Source organism: Apibacter sp. ESL0404 (genome assembly GCF_019469245.1).
Classification (GTDB): Bacteria; Bacteroidota; Bacteroidia; order Flavobacteriales; family Weeksellaceae; genus Apibacter.
Genome location: NZ_CP048267.1, coordinates 193864 through 210527 on the forward strand (window position 1 = coordinate 193864; position 16664 = coordinate 210527).

7 protein-coding genes are annotated in these 16664 nt (G+C 32.4%); all 7 read right to left on the minus strand.

Annotation, left to right across the window (positions count from 1 at the left end; all coding sequences use genetic code 11):
* Positions 1 to 45 precede the first annotated feature (45 nt).
* From GYM72_RS00810 to GYM72_RS00835, 7 genes are read right to left on the minus strand one after another with little or no spacing between them, the layout of a single operon-like run.
* The gene (locus tag GYM72_RS00810; protein ID WP_160557554.1) at positions 46 to 1614 is read right to left on the minus strand and encodes a hypothetical protein; all 1569 of its coding nucleotides are present in this window, start codon (positions 1612 to 1614) and stop codon (positions 46 to 48) included.
* Between the two features lie 23 nt (positions 1615 to 1637).
* Entirely contained in the window at positions 1638 to 2831 is a 1194-nt protein-coding gene (locus GYM72_RS09850) for a glycosyltransferase (RefSeq protein ID WP_255571519.1), read from the minus strand.
* A gap of 5 nt (positions 2832 to 2836) precedes the next feature.
* On the minus strand, positions 2837 to 4024 hold the full coding sequence (locus tag GYM72_RS09855; protein ID WP_255571520.1) for a glycosyltransferase: 1188 nt from the start codon (positions 4022 to 4024) through the stop codon (positions 2837 to 2839).
* A gap of 15 nt (positions 4025 to 4039) precedes the next feature.
* Positions 4040 to 4801: an alpha/beta fold hydrolase gene (locus tag GYM72_RS00820; RefSeq protein ID WP_220264373.1), complete on the minus strand. Its 762-nt coding sequence runs from the start codon at positions 4799 to 4801 to the stop codon at positions 4040 to 4042.
* Entirely contained in the window at positions 4779 to 5078 is a 300-nt protein-coding gene (locus tag GYM72_RS00825) for an acyl carrier protein (RefSeq protein ID WP_105296282.1), read from the minus strand. Before GYM72_RS00825 ends, GYM72_RS00820 begins: the two co-directional genes overlap by 23 nt.
* Positions 5066 to 9391: a type I polyketide synthase gene (locus GYM72_RS00830; RefSeq protein WP_220264374.1), complete on the minus strand. Its 4326-nt coding sequence runs from the start codon at positions 9389 to 9391 to the stop codon at positions 5066 to 5068. Before GYM72_RS00830 ends, GYM72_RS00825 begins: the two co-directional genes overlap by 13 nt.
* Positions 9392 to 9399: 8 nt before the next feature.
* Positions 9400 to 16542 (minus strand): type I polyketide synthase, encoded by a 7143-nt coding sequence (locus GYM72_RS00835; RefSeq protein WP_220264375.1) that lies wholly within the window; start codon positions 16540 to 16542, stop codon positions 9400 to 9402.
* Positions 16543 to 16664 lie beyond the last annotated feature (122 nt).

The following is a 16664-nucleotide window of genomic DNA, read 5'->3' on the forward strand; positions in this document are numbered from 1 at the left end:
CAGTTTATAACTGAACTCTTTTTTTATGATACCATAAATATTTATTTATGGTTTTTTCTTATATAGAAAATAAATATCAACTGATCTTTCATCAATTGTATTAATGATCGTATCAGTAAGAATTAATTTATAATTTTCCAATAAAAAAGGATTTCTTTTTAAACTATACGGCGTATCAATAGGATCCATTTTATCATAATACCCATTACTAGGTATGTATTGCTGTATGATAACAAAATCCGTTTTTTTATCTTTTAAATATTGTAATTGTTCGTCTCTTAATTGAGGATAAAATTTATGAGAAAGATTAGGAGTAACAAAATACTTAATATTAGGCACTATATTACACGTAGTAAAAAGATTATTAGCCAGACCAAATCCTAAGTTTAATAAAGTAGGATTATTTTCTTTCATAATTTCCTTTTTTAACCTCATGGTCATTAAAGCTTTTCGGTCATAATTTTGATCCGTTAATATCCATTCTTCTACGCGCGTATTATCAAGTCCTGAAATCCCCGCACAGGTAAATACGAATATCAACATAGTAAAAAATAATGTTTTACTTGAATTTAAATAAAATGAGCCAAAATATCTTTGGAATATAGTTCCAACATATATAAATCCTATAAATCCGAAAATTAAAAAAGGTATAGGATAATAATATTGAAATTTTCCCATAAATATAGCTGTATATAAAATAATTCCGGAAAATACTATACCTACTTTAGCAAATATATTTTTAAGATATTTAAATGGAAATAAAAATATTCCCATAAAAGCAAGTAAAAATAAACACGTTGGTTCTAAAAATAAATAAAGTATTCTTGCCAATAACCTTAAAACAATATCCTTTGGAGTTCCTAATTTTGCATAAGCACCATTTAACTCAATGTATATTTTATATGCTTCTTCTAAGCAATTATGTGTATAAAGATATCCTATAATTGGTATACTAATGAATAAAGACCCTAAAATAAAAGCTAAAATATTATGTAAAAGGTTTTTGTATTCCTTATGATATAAAATATTAATAAATATCGCTGAAAGAGGAAAAATCCAAAATGCTATAAGATTTAATTTTGTAAATAAAACAGCTGTTATTAACAGACCATTAATAAACATATATAAGGGTTTATGAATAGGATTGCCTGATTTAAAATATTTTAAAAATAAATATAAGGTAACCCCTTCCATACATAAAATAAATTCTTCAGCAGACCCTCCCGCTTTCATAATCTTAATTAAAAAAATAAAGAATGCGGTGGTAATAACAAAAGAAATGAATTTACCTAAAAATAATCTAGCACTTGAATATAAAGATAATGCTAAAATAAACCAGGAGACTAATTCAATTAAAAACATTCCGAAGAAATTTTCATTGGAAATTATATATCCGGCTGCATAAATAAAAAATATAAAAGGTCCCTTATGATCAAAAATTTCTGTATATAATGCCCTACCATTTACCATTCCCTTTGCAACATTAAAATATATGTTAGGATCTGCCCATTCATTAGTAATATAAAGAGGGGACATCTTTGAGCAAATGAATAAAACACTTAATACATATATAAATAGTAAAAAGTAAATATTTCTTTCAGAAGTTTTTTCCATTTTATAAAAATTAAATATTTTATTTAAACCTTATTCTTAATAACTAGATTTTCAATGAGCTCTGCAGCTTTTTTATTTCCTCCGGCTTCAATGAAAGATTCTTGAATTTCTTTTGCTGCTTTTTTATATTTATCATTATATAATAATTCGTCAACCGCATGATCTATATCCATAATTCTCATGCGTTTGTATTTTAACCGTATACCGCATCCGTATTGTTCAATTAAAGTGGCGGTATGAGATTGGTCAAAAGCTATAGGTATTATGAGCATTGGAATACCATTCATATAAGTATCACAAACGGTATTCAATCCTCCATGACCAATTACTACATCAATATGCTTTAAAAGCTCAAGCTGTGGCACATAACTTTGTACAATAAAATTATCCGGCCATTTTTCTATAATAGAAGGGTCTGTTGCCGCAACAACAGTTACGTTTTTATCTTTAAGAGCCTCAATCATTTTAGTGAAAAACTCTTTTCTGATATCTACTAAGACAGTACCTAAAGATATATATATTTTAGGATTATTATCTTTATTTAATCTGTCCCAATCAAAAGGAGTATTATCCGGGCGACCGGTTAAAGCTCCGATAAATTTCATATAAGAAGGATATTCTCCATCATTATATCCTGCAAATTTTTGAGAGGTATAAAACATATTAACTTCTTTAGAAGAAATTAATTCTTCATCACCCGATATACCTAAAGATTTTTGCAAATTTATGATGGAATCATGCACCCATTGAGTTACTTTTGGCGCTGTTCCCGGATCATGAAGTGTATTTGGAGTAACAGGAGTGATCGTAGCCAATGGAATTTTTTTAACATGAGCTACAAATGCTCCCGCAAATGTAATACAGTCATTGATAATAACTTCCGGTTTATAAGTATCTACTAACTTAGAAAGCTCGGCATACATTATTCTGGCAAAAGGAATATAAGTACCCTGAAGACCCAATTTTAATGCTTCTAAAGCAGGTAATTTAGCCCCTCTGTCTTGTAGTTTAATAATATCTTGTATTTCTTCTTTATTTTCTTGATATGATTCTTTTAATATAAAAAAAGTACCGCCTGCCGGTATAGTTTCTGGTTTTATTTCGGTTAATCCGGCCCATGCGACTTCATGACCGTTTTCTAATAAAGTTCTGCCTATACTCAGACTGGGATTGATATGCCCAAAAAAAGGAGGGACAACAAATAAGAATTTTGACATAATGTTTAATTTTTTACTAATGTTTGTAAATAGTCTGCTCCTTTACTTACTCCTCCTGCTTTTTCAAATGAACTTTGAATCATTTTTGCATTTTCACTAAATGATTTCTGATTTAATAGTGATTCAACAGCTTCTTTTAGATGAGAAGTTTTAAAACGATTAAAATTTAAACGTATACCTGAACCACTATCTGTAACGCAACTGGATACAAAAGATTGGTCATAAGCAATGGGAATAACTACTAAAGGAATACCGTAAGACAGAGATTCACAGACCGTATTATTTCCTCCATGACATACCACTGCTTGCATCTGTTGAATTATTTCAAGTTGGGGTATGTTCTTTTGAATAATAAAATTATCTGGAATATTTTCAAATAAGTCAGGATCGGATACTACAATAACAGTAATATTTTCTCCCTCAAAAGCCTCAACAACTTTACTGAAAAATTGTTTCTTTTGTGTATGATCAAATGTGGTTCCTATACTTACTAAAATTTTGGGACGATCTTGACCCATTTTTTCTAGTTTTTCCCAATCAAAATCAATTTTTTGAGCGCGTGGTGATAATACAGGTCCTATAAATTTGTAATTGGATGGCAAATCGGTTTCACCGAAAAATTCTCTTGAGGTGTATACCAAAGTTAATAATTGAGAACAATCAAGGCGATCATATCCGGAAACACCGTATTTATTTTGAAAAGCTATAACCTGTTCACCTTCCCATTCATGAATTTTTGGAAACGAAGGATTAACTTTAATTGATGCCGGTGCAGTAACGGAAGTAGCATAAGGAATATTTTTTTTGAATGAAGCAACAGCCCCGGCAAAAATTTGATGATCGGAAATCACCACATCCGGTTTATATTCATCTAATGCATTTTCAATCCCATTCATCATTAATGAATTCATGGGAGTGAGAACTTCTTCATATAAAAATTTAAGACTGTCTATTCCGTATACTTTCTTTTTTTGAAGCTCTTGAGCATGTTCAAAAAGCTTTTTTTTTGCCATTTCATCCATTTCTAAAGGAAGAACAACTAATTGGCCTTTTTCAGGCAATTGAGCTTCTAAATTAGCATCTAAACTATACCAGGTAACTTCATGGTTTCTTTTTAAAAGTTCATTGCCAAGGCTTAATGTTGGATTAATATGACCAGTAAGGGGAGGAACTATGAAAGTAAATTTTGCCATCTAGTAATTAATTTATTAAGTAAAAAATTCACTCAGTTTTTCGTTAATCCATTCAGGATTTTGAATTGGAATGTTATGATCTCCTGTTCCTGAAAATAAGGTTGAATCAGGAATATAGGTATTTAATAACTTCCCATCCGGTAAGCAATCCGATTCATTCCCATAAAGTAATAACGTTTTATTTTTTATGAGACTCATATTTTTTTCTGTTGAAAAATTCTTATCCTTTATTAAATCTTGAGGCATCGAAGTTTCATGAAGTAGAAAATCAAATAATTTTTTACTTTTTTCAAGCTGTTTATTATTAGGAGTAATATTTGTTGAAATACTATAATTTTTCATATAGTGTTCGATATACTCATTACCATATTTTTCAAGAATTTGCTCTGTATCTCCATTTTTATCTGTAATAGGAGAATCGATAATAGCAAGTTTTTTTATTTTATCCTGATGATGAATTGCAGTATATAAAGCTATTAAACCACCAAAACTATAGCCTACAAGATCAACTTTTGATAAATTTAAATGATTCAAAAGATCCAACAAATCATTAGAAAGAGTTCCTAAATCATATCCATTATCAATTTTGCCGCTAAGGCCGTGGCTACGTAAATCATACATAACCACGTGATATTTTTTAGCAAGTTCCGGAGCTATATTAAAATAAAATATGGATAAATTGGTAAACATACCATGAACCATTACAATTGTTTCGGAAGCTTCCGGATTGAGTTCTAAGATGTGAGTTTTTCTGTTATTTATCTGAATTATTGGCATCTACAATATAATTAACAACATCGTTGATTGATAAATTGATTAATTGATCCATATCCATACCTGATAACCATCCATTAAAATCTATATTGTCACCATAGGTAGCTTTTACTTTCTCCGCAAATGAAACAATTTCAATACTGTCCATTTCCAAATCTCTGGTAAAAACACTTTCCGGTTCAATAGTTAATTCTTCCGCTACGTCTTCGCCAATTACTTCAGTAATAAATTTTTTAAGTGATTCAAAAATAGTTTCTTTTTGTTTTTCTATAGAGTCCATCCGATTATGAATTTATTATTATGTTTAATTGTTTTTATTATAGTTTCATTGATAGTTAAATTTTCACCATCAATAGATGTTACTTCATATTGCTTAGGATTTCCGTTTAATCCAACACCAAGCATTTTTCCATAGGCTTCTTTAGCTACCCAAAAACGAGTGCTCCATTCTGCAATATTTTCTTTTGATTTAATAAGAGTAAGTTCTTTATCTGTGAATGCAATATCTAAAAAGCCTTTGTCACGTTCCTCGATGGTTTCTATATCAATCCCTACCGGCTTATTAGATACCATACTTACCGTATTGCTTCCTTTATGAGCAATTGAAATTTCTAATGACTCAGTTTCCGGAACCCCGTGTATGGATGGCTTATTTTTTTCATCGTGCTGAATAGAAAATTCAATAGGGAAATATTTTATACCATTTTGGTTATTGATGTAATCTCTAACACTATCCTTAACACATACACGACTGATTAAGAAATCTTTTTTCTTATTTAACATTAAAGAATCATATCGACGTTTTTCTTCAGTGTTTAAATATATATGCATCAAGAAATCTTGATTAACAGCTTTTTTATATCGGTCATCGAAGAAATAAACATTCGGTGCTATTTCATTTGCCAAAATATGATCCGCCGGACTCATATTCGTATTCCATAGTCTGGTGTCAAAACCTTCAAATATTTGATTTTTCCAATTTTTAATTATACACCAAATTTTTCCGTCGCGTTTCATGATAATATCGGCAGTTGCCAATTTATCTACATAGGAGGTAGGAAGACAAATACATTCAAAAATTCCTTCTTGATCTTCTACATCTTGATAGAAATTAATTTCTTCAATTTTTACCGGAAAACTAACTTTAGATTCTCCCTCTAACATCAATTGAAGATATAAGCCATAAAGTTGACCAATAGTATCCATTAAAGAACCTTTACCAAAAGATTTCTTAACAATGGCTCTTAATCCTTTTTTAGAAATGTTTGTAACTTCTAAAATACCTTGATATCCGGGACCATGGAACATATGATCTTTATAAATAATTTCCGGAGTAGGGAGAGCTACCGCATTTTCTCCAAAATCAATATTTTCAAGATAAGCAGGGTCTACACTTGGATATGCATCGCCTAAAGTTACATCTCCATTTGCGAAATTTTTGATTTTCAAAGAAACTACATTTTCAGTTTTCCAAGTTCCTTCAATGGTATGTTGGAAAGGTTTATATACTTTCATCCATTGGAAAACACTTACAGGTCCCAAACGAAGAACTTTTTTATTTAAGTTTTGTTTATGAGCCGCTTCTATTAACAACTCAAAAGTCATGGTCATAGGTATAACCGGACACATATCTTCAACAACTTTCCAATTTTTAGGTTGTCTGAATAAAGAATGATCTATTATATAAGGATAATTCTTTAAGTCGATATCTAATTTTTCTTCAAAAGAACTTCCAACTTTTATCTCTTGAGTAACCGTATATGGAATAATTGGTTGAGGAGCATATTCTTTTAAGGGTACAAAATTAGTAACTAAATAATCAGAATTTGATGCAAATGCTTTTCTTGTTTCAACCATTTCAGTAAATTCCTTCTGCATGAGAATAAGTTCTTGAGTATACTCATTCATTGCTTGAATAACCGGATGATTAGATTTAATGAAAAGTGAATTTATAGAATCTGATTCGATAGTTTGAATTTTATATTTATTGGATAATTCCTGTAATAAAGGAAAGTTTTTTACCAAAGATTGGTTTTCAAAAATTTGAATTTCTTCGATAGAAGAAGTTTCCTTATTTTTAAGACCTATGAAAGAAGTATTAATTTCTTTACCTTCAATGAATAATAAAGAAAGTACCCTTCTCAATTGTTCCAGAGTTGAAAGTTTAGGAACTGTAGCCGATATTGCAGCATATTCTTTATTTTTAAGAATATCATCCACAAAACCAATTAAACTTCCACTTCCTATTTGTATAAAAAATCTAACATTTTCTTTTTCATATAATTTTTCAATTAATTCACGAAAAAGAACGGCTTGAGTTAGATGTTGCATGGTTAATTCTTTGAAAGATTCAAAATCATGCGGGTAAACATCTAGGGTAGTGGCCGACCAAACCGGAATGTCATTTTTTTCAATCTTAATATAATTAAGATCGTCCAGTAAATAAAGCTTCTTTTTTAGGAATGGTGAATGAAAGCCCGATTTAAAATCTAAAACTTGATAAAATATACTTTTAGATTTTAAGATTTGTATTAATTGATCTTTTGCTGTTTCTGTTCCACACAAAAGAACTTGGTTGGGACAATTATCATTGGACAAGTAAAGATCCTGGATTCCATCTAAAATGGGATTTACTGTTTCTGTACCGGCGCCTACGGCGATAAAATACACATCGTCCATATTGTATTTTTCCGGATCCATTGAATTTAATAAATTTTCAACGGATTCATCAGAAACCAGACCACCTGATTTTGCTGCGAACCATTCTCCTAAACTATGCCCTGCAGTTAAATCGGGTATTATACCCATTTTTTTTAACGCTCCGTCTATAATTTCACCTCCGTGAAATTGTTTAAAAGACTGGTCAAGTAATAAATTACCTGTAATTCTTTCTTTAGGTATTTTATACCCAAAATATTTTGCTATACTTTCTACTTCCGGATTAGATGAAGGATCGAATCCCGGAAATAAGAAAGCTATTTTTTCATTATTTCTTAAAAGAGGTTTGTTTGAGAACCAAATATCTTGTCTTCCTTTCCAAGGCTTATCTTTTGAAATTAATTTTTTAGCTTTTTCAATACGATCCGATGTCGGATTAAAAAGAACTAATCGATAAGTACCGTTTGGATCAGATAAGGAAAAATCTCTTTTATCTAAAGCTTCAATTAACGCCTCTTTAGATGAAGCGGAAATAGCAATCGCTTCGTTGTCAAAAACCGGAATTGAAGAGTTGTTTTCCTCGGCATGACTATGTGCCTGTAAAACAACGTGTGCACTCATACCGTCAATACCAAATGCGCTAACCCCTGCATGCAACGGAATTTCTTTTTCATTCCAATCGATTATTTCAGTAACAGGTGAAATTTGTGTATTTTTTAGTGAATTATTAGGATTTTCACAATTCAGAGTTACAGGAATTTTCTTATTATATAAAGAAAGTGCAGTTTTAATTAAACCGGCCATACCTGACGCAGAAAGAGTATGTCCGATATTGGATTTTACCGATCCAATGAAAACTTTTCCATCTTTGAATAGTTCAGAAAGCACATCAATCTCAATTTTATCATCGCTTTTAATAGCTGTGCCGTTAGCCTCTATATATCCGATATTTTCAGCCTTAATTTTTGCATTTTTCCAAGCCTCCTGAATAGCAGTTTTTTGTCCGTTTGTAAAATTATTTCTATTGGAAGCAATTCCCACACCTTTAATTACAGCATAGATACGATCATTATCGGAAAGAGCTTTACTTAATTTTTTTAGTACAACAAATCCGGCTCCTTCGCTTAACAAAATACCGTCAGCATCTTCATTAAAAGGTTTAATTTCTTGTTTATGAGATAATAAACCCGATTTTGAAAACATACTCCAATAAGGAGAGTTTTGGCTAAATTGCATACCTCCGGCGATTGCAATTTCGACCTTATTAGCAAGTAATTCCTGTATTGATTGTTCTACGGCAAGTAATGAACTTACTTCGGATGCATCGATGGTATAGGCAGTACCTTCAGTATTAAAATGAGAGGAAACTATTCCCGCAATTGACTTTGTCGTATGTTCAAGTTGTAATTTGTTTTCTTGAGCCCCTTTATCCTTTTGAAAAGCCTCTTTAACTTTTTCAATGTCTTGATCGGAAATGGACGGAAGTATATTTTTAACGGCTAAAGCAAGTTGCTCACTGGTACGAACAATATCGATCCATTTTAAGTCATTGGAACTAATGTAATTTTCTTTTCCGATTATAATCGAAGATTTCTTTAAAGAAATATTTTTTTCAAATACAGAAGCATCCTCTAATGCTTGATAGACTAATTTTATTACTAAAAGTTGTATAGGGTCTAAATGCTGTACCTGTTCCGGTGTTATTCCTATCTTAGATGGATCAATTGTAATAGGAGGAATAAATCCTCCTTTATTACAATAAATATGATCTAATTTATTTAAATTATTTTTAAAGTAGATTGAATCAATTTTTTCTTCAGGAACATCGGTTATGGAAGAAGTTCCTTTCAATAAATTGTTCCAAAAATCATTGATATTATTTGCTCCTGGAAGGAAACAAGACATTCCTACAATTGCAATATCTGTATCTTTCATAGTTATACTCAGATTCCGAAAAATTGTTTAACTCCTTGATCACTTCCTCCCATAATTAAAACTTGGTTATCATTACCATATTTTAATTCGTTAACGAATTCACGAGCTCCTTGTTTTAAAGGAATCATAGCAACACCTCTTTTATTAAATTCATTTTCCAAAGAGCTGGATACCATTCCTGCTCCTTTCCAAGGTCCCCAATTAATAGCTAAAACTCTGGCGTTGGTTTTTCCCTGGATAGCCCACGAAGTCATGTCAAACACGCTGTTGGCTGCAGCATAATCAGTTTGTCCTCTGTTACCGTATACAGAAGCGATGCTGCTGAAGAAAATAATGAATTTAATATCACTATGAAGTTCGTCTAACAGTACGTGTAAAGGATTTATTTTAGTAGAATAAACTTGTTCGAATGCTTCTAGGGTTTTATGTGTAAATAACTTATCAACTAAAAGTCCTGCTGCATGAATGCATCCGTCAATTTTACCGTATTGTTTGTACGTATCTTTTATAAATTTCCTTAGTCCTTTTTCATCTGTTACATCTAAAGAAACATATGTTACTTTAGAACCTGACTTTTCAATTTGGGCTATGGTTTGTATAATTTGATTGGTTTTATCAATTTTTTGAGCTTTCTTCTCTATTTCAGTAGGAGTTTTCATTTGCTCTTCATTGATAAGATATTTACGGATTTCATTTTTATCTTTTAATGAAATGTATTTTTTATCTTCCTCAGTAGGTTTAGCGGAACGTCCTACCAAAATATAATGACAAGGATATTCAGAAGAAAGTTGATTAGTTAATTCAGCGGTAATTCCTTGAGCACCTCCTAAAACAAGTACTACAGATTCTTGATCCAGGTCTAATTTAGAGTTTCCATTTACAGCAAGAGCTTCAGGTACTAAATTAAGACGAAAACGTTCGGTATCTTTATAAATGACTTCAGCAGAAATGTCTTTTGCTTGTATTTCATTTAAAACAATTTCCGTTAAATTTTTAGAAGTAAATACAGTATTAGATATAATAGCTCTACAATTTATTTTAGAATATTCACGAGCTAAACTTTTGATTAATCCCGGAAAACCTTGAATTTTCTTTAATTCTTTGATATCTTTTTTACCTTCTAAATCACCCATCAGGTCGCTGAAGCTATAGATCCATTGAATACGATCCATATCAGCACTTTTTATAAGAGTAAAAGCATCTTTAATAGTATAATGCTTAGATGATTCTGAAACATCTAGAATAAGAAGACCGTCGTAGTTTGAAAGATTTGTATTACTGTCTGAAATGATATCTACTGTAGCTCCTTTTGCTTCTAAAGCTTTTTTAAGATCTTTAGCCATAGATTTTCCATCATCAGTAACTGCAAATTTTTTACCCTCTATTTCTATTTTATCTGATGCGTTAATTGGATATTTCTCAAGTTCAAAACGAGTTCTTAAAAGTGGTTCGTCTTTAGCTGAATCAAGATTTTTTTCTAATTCTGAAATTGATTCTGCATCAAAAGATATTTCATTTACAGCCGGTGCAGCTGCAATTAGCTTGTCTGTTTTTTCTGAAGAATCCCCATTTGCTAAATCTTCGATCCATCCGATAACCCCGTTTAATGTTTTTATAGAGGCCATTTTTTCGATAGCATCTTCGGATTCTTCAAAATCAGAAGTAATATTTAATCTTTCTCGTAATGCTCCAATTATTTCCATTCTTTTAATGGAATCGATACTCAAATCAGCTTCTAAATCTAAATCCAAACCCAACATATCAATTGGATATCCGGTTTTTTCACTTACGGTATTAAGGAGAGCATCTTTAATCACTTCCAAAGAAAGGGCTTCTTTCTTAGCACTTGGAGTTGCTGCAGGTAATATATTTGTAGCTACAGTAACTTCTTGAGATACGGGTTGATCTGATTTTACTAATTCTTCAACCCATCCGATAACTCCGCTAAGTGTTTTAATAGAAGCCATTTTTTCGATAGCATCTTCAGATTCTTCAAAATCAGCATTGATTTTTAATTTTTCTTTTAAAGCTCCAATTATTTCCATTCTTTTAATGGAATCTATACTTAAGTCAGCTTCCAGATCCATGTCTAAACCTAGCATATCAATAGGATATCCGGTTTTTTCACTTACTGTATCAAGCAAAGTGTCTTTGATTACTTGAATTGATAAAGCAGGAGCTGAACTTTGAGCAACCGTATGTACCGGTACGGCGACTTGAGCCGGAACAACTACCGTTGGTTGAGGAGTAGCAATTTGATTGCTTTGAGTAGGCACTTGAATAGTTGTTGTTGCTTGAGGAGCAGCAATAGTTGTTGGATTTTGACCAAAGTATCCTAACATGACGTCTCTTTGGTTTTGTATCATAGATCTCATGTTACCTAAATATTCAAGGATAACATGATCCGCTTGAGTAAGATTGTTATTCATGGTATAAGTATCGGAAATAGCTCCAAAATTTAAATTTATCGGTTTGCTAATTGGAAGTGCTCCGTTGGGAGGAAGACTTCCTACGGAAGGAATAGCATAATGGCCATTAATAAGCCAGTTTGTAGCTTTCTTTTTATATTTTTCCGGATCATCAAAATTTATTGTAGTAACTTTTCTACCTTCAAATAATTTCTCAAGATTTATATTTCTTCCGGTAGCTATATATTTAGCTAATGCATTAAGTAAAAAGGTAATTCCTTCTTTTTCTTTTTCTTCGGTTTGAATTGTAGTAATTTCTTGAGCACCTAAAGTAGATTGAACAAGATTTATAAGAACTTTACCCGGACCGGTTTCAATGAATACTCGCGCACCCTCTGCATACATATTCGTAACCTCTTTGGTAAAGTATACTGGATTAATTAAATGCTCAGCTAAACGATTTTTAATTTCTTCAGGTTTGGAAGGGTATAATTCTGCAGTTGTATTAGACCATATGGACAACGTCGGAGAAGTAAAATCAACAGAAGAAAGCTCTTTCAAATATAAATCTTTAGATTTATTCAATAGTGGACTGTGGAAAGCACAATCTACGGCCAATTCTCTGTAAGTGATTTTCTTATCCGTAAGTTTCTTCATAAACTCAGTCATTGCAGCAGTAGAACCGGCAAGAATGGTTTGTTTGTTAGAATTGAAGTTTACGGCCCAAACTTCTTTTTCTCCTTCAAGTAATGATTTTATTTCTACTTCCGGTAAATTTAATGCAATCATTTTACCCTTATCTTGTCCAACAGCATCTAAAATTGCATGGGCTCTTTTTCTACTTAAAGAAACTAATTCTTCAGGTTTGAATACTCCTGCAAAACAAAGCGCAGGAAGTTCTCCATAGCTGTGTCCTGCAACCATATCCGGTTCAATTTCTAAAGATTGTAAAAAACTAGCGATCGCATAATCAACGATACCTAACGATGGTTGTGCATTTTGAGTTTTTGTGATCGTAGTTTGCTGTAATTTCTTACTTTCATCATCAAAAACTGCATGAGGGAATAATATTTTTTCAACCTCTTTATTTTGAATTAATAAGGATCTCATAGCAGGAAAAGCCACAAAAAGATCACGAGCCATATTAATTCTTTGACTTCCTTGTCCTGAAAATAAAAAGGCAACTTTACCTTCCTTAGGATCCCTTAGATAAATTCCCGCTTCTTCTTTATTGGAAAGAAGAGATTCAATTTTATCTTTTAATTCAATAGTATTGGAAGCTACTATAGAAGCTTGAATATCTTTATTGTCATCAGTTGCTAAACTATAAGCTATATCTTTTAAGTTTAGAGAACTATTTATTTCAATTAAATTTTTAACTTTTTGAGCAATTTGTTTGGCTTCTTGTAAGTTATCTCCTTTGAAAACAAATAATTCGGAAGGCCAAGAAGTTAAGCTGCTTGTCGTAGGAATTTCTGATTTATAATTTTCCATAACAACATGGAAATTGGTTCCACCAAAACCAAACGCACTTACACCGGATATTCTTCTTTCACTGCTCCAGATTCCCGCTTTAGTATTGAATTTAAACGGACTGCTTTCTTTGTTATAAAAAGCATTCGGATTTGTTAAATTGATGGTCGGCGGTTGAATACCGTAATAGGTTGCTAAAGCCGTTTTAATCAATCCGGCCATACCGGCAGCACATTTAGTATGTCCGATTTGAGTTTTTACAGACCCTAAATGTGTTTGTCCCACTAAAGCTCCGGACTCTAAAAACATTTCAGTCAATGCGCTTAATTCCGTTTTATCACCTACAACAGTTCCTGTTCCATGAGCTTCAATTAATTCAACTTCTGAAGGTAAAACACCTGCATGTTTATAGGCTCTTTGTAGAGCTTTCATCTGACCTCTTTTGTTTGGAGCGGTCATACCTAAGCTTTTACCGTCACTGCTGGCACCTGTTCCTCTTATTACGGCATAGATTCTGTCCCCATCGCGTTCTGCATCTTCCAATCTTTTAACCACAATCATTCCAATTCCTTCTCCTAAAGCAATTCCATCGGAATTAGCATCGAAGGAAGCACATTTTCCTTTTCTTGATAAGGCATGTGTTGCAGAGAACATTAAAAAGTCATTTAAACCATTATGTAAATCTGCTCCTCCTATGATGGCAATGTCTGTTCTATAATTTTGTAATTCTTGGCATCCAATATCTACTGCTGCAAGAGATGCACCACAGGCAGCATCAACAGTATAGTTGGTACCCCCTAAATTTAACCTGTTGGTAATTCTACCGGCCACCACATTGGATAAAACCCCCGGGAAGGAATCTTCATTAAGTTTAGGAAGCATATTTTTAAGTTCCTCAGGAAGATCTCCGAAAACTTGTTTAGCATATCCTCTAAATCCATAACTTGAAGCTAATTCGGTTGCTCCTTCTGCACCGATAATAACAGATGTATTTTCTCCATCGAAAGTTTTCATGTCATAACCGGCATCTTCCAATGCTCTTTTAGCTACTAAAAGGCTTAATAACTGCACCGGTTCTATAGAAGCTAATGATTGAGGAGGGATACCAAATTCTAACGGATCAAAATCAATGGTTGGTATAAAACCACCCCACTTAGAGGAAACGAAATCAGTATCTCTGGTGTCGGGATTATAGAAAAGTTCTTTATTCCATCGGTCATCAGGAACTTCGGTAACACAATCTTTGCCGGATAAAATATTTTTCCAGTATTCCTCTAACGTTTGGGCTTGAGGAAAAATACCTGCCATACCTACAATTGCCAATTTAGAACCACTAGGTTCTTTAGTTGGTTCTGTAAGGTTTTCTAATTTTGAAAGAACTTTATTGTTTTCTATTGCTACGTCTTTGTGGAGTTCTTTTATGGTAGTTGAATTGCCTCTTAAAGCACCAACCTGTCCAATCATAAATACCCCTTTATTTAACTGATCCTCATTGGATAGTTTGATAAGTTCTTTACCCTGTCTTTCAATTCCTTTTGCAGCAATTCTTTGACGTCCCAAGTTCATTTCTTCAAGTTTCAACCAAACTTCTTTAGAATCTAAACCTTCCGCAAATAATCGTTGTTTTTCTTGATCGAATAATTTGGTAAAAGGGGTTGGTAGAGCTCTGGTTTCTTGACCTGGAGCCGCTTCTAGTAAAACAGTTTTATCATGTGCTACGGATTGTTTTTGATATTCATCTGAAATAGCACCCGTTTCCACAGCTTCTTTTGTAAATAAGTAAGAAGTTCCCATTAATATACCAATTTTAGCTCCTTTAGCTGCTAGGGATGCAGACATAATAGAGATAAATGCGGAAGAAAATGCATCGTGAATTCCTCCTGCAAAGAATATATTTAATGTACTTGGTTGGTCGTCTTTTAATAAACGATAGATTTGTTTTTCCCAAAGAACCATACTTGGTAAAGGACCAACATGTCCACCGCTTTCTCTTCCTTCAAAAATGAAATTTCTGGCACCTTCTTTTAAGAACATGTCCAGTAATGATACAGATGGTACATGTAAAAATGCTTTGATACCTTCTTTTTCATAGGGTTTAGCTAATGAAGGTCTTCCACCTGCAATGATAATAAAAGGAGGTTTATTTTCGAGGATGTATTTCATTTGCTCTTCGCGCAATGGTGCCGGAGCAAAACCTAAGATACCTACTCCCCAAGCTTTATCTTTTAATAGAGCATGTGTTTTTTCAACAGCATCTTTAGCTGCTTGTCCAATCATCAAGCTCATTGCTATAAATGGAACCCCACCTTCATTGGCAATTTTTTCAGCAAATTCAGGTACGTCACTAACTCGGGCCATAGGACCTTGAGCTATTGGAAATCTGGTTCCTAATTCTTTCGCAAGAGGGCTATTCTCTCCGATTATATTTAAATTTTTAGCTTGCAATAAATGCCCATAGGCGGCTTCTTGAAAAGCTATAATTAAATTTTCAAGCTTTTTGTATCGTTCTACAAAATCCACGGATAAGCAAATATCTTGCCCCATAGGAATTATATTTTGAGAAAGATCCAGTCCGCCTAGAAAAGGTAAAATATCTTCATATTTTGCTTGTATTGGTAATTCCGGTGAATTTTTTCTAAGTAAGATTCTGAAATTGTCGATAATAACAGTTTCGCTTCCACTCAGCTTGTTAAAAATATTTTTTAAATCTTTAGATATACTACATTCTGGAAAAAGAGCGATTTGACTATCCAATATGATACCTTGTGCCCCCATTGCTAAGGCAGCAGCAGAGGTATGAATACCCATTCCACCTTGTATGTAAATTTTAGCTTTTAATTTTTTGTGCTTGTTTTTAATTCCTTGAAAAAGAACGTATGAGGATTCATAAGCCACTTTCCCTGCTCCTTCATTTCCTTTTAATATAATAGATTCTACCCCTTTTTTGATGGCTTCTTCTGCTTCATCCAGGGAGTGAACTTGATGAAAAATTTCTATATTTTTTTTAACAGAAATTTTGAAATTAAAAGGAATAAATATTTTTGTTACATTTTCAGGAAGTGTAAGGTCAGTCATTGATTCCGACACAAAACATACACCAAATGATTCTCTTGTTTTTTCAGAAAGTTCATTTAAACTTTGAATAGCTTTGTTTTTATCTCTTCCTAAATGTAGGATTGGAAAAGCCCCGGTTTTAATAGTTTTTAAGGCTAGATCAACGTCAGGTAATTCAAAAGGAGAAAGAACAAATAACTCTTTTTTTTCTTGCATGGCTTAAAAAAATTGTATTTAGTAAATATTTAACTTATCAATGTTTTTTACTACTTAAGATAATCTAGGATCATATAGTATTAACTAAACATATTCCCCGTATTATTAAAAGGAGAAATCGA

Coding starts and splice junctions, on each gene's coding strand:
- GYM72_RS00810 (WP_160557554.1), bottom strand. CDS start 1,614: ATGGAAAAAACTTCTGAAAGAAATATTTACTTTTTACTATTTATATAT.
- GYM72_RS09850 (WP_255571519.1), bottom strand. CDS start 2,831: ATGTCAAAATTCTTATTTGTTGTCCCTCCTTTTTTTGGGCATATCAAT.
- GYM72_RS09855 (WP_255571520.1), bottom strand. CDS start 4,024: ATGGCAAAATTTACTTTCATAGTTCCTCCCCTTACTGGTCATATTAAT.
- GYM72_RS00820 (WP_220264373.1), bottom strand. CDS start 4,801: ATGCCAATAATTCAGATAAATAACAGAAAAACTCACATCTTAGAACTC.
- GYM72_RS00825 (WP_105296282.1), bottom strand. CDS start 5,078: ATGGACTCTATAGAAAAACAAAAAGAAACTATTTTTGAATCACTTAAA.
- GYM72_RS00830 (WP_220264374.1), bottom strand. CDS start 9,391: ATGAAAGATACAGATATTGCAATTGTAGGAATGTCTTGTTTCCTTCCA.
- GYM72_RS00835 (WP_220264375.1), bottom strand. CDS start 16,542: ATGCAAGAAAAAAAAGAGTTATTTGTTCTTTCTCCTTTTGAATTACCT.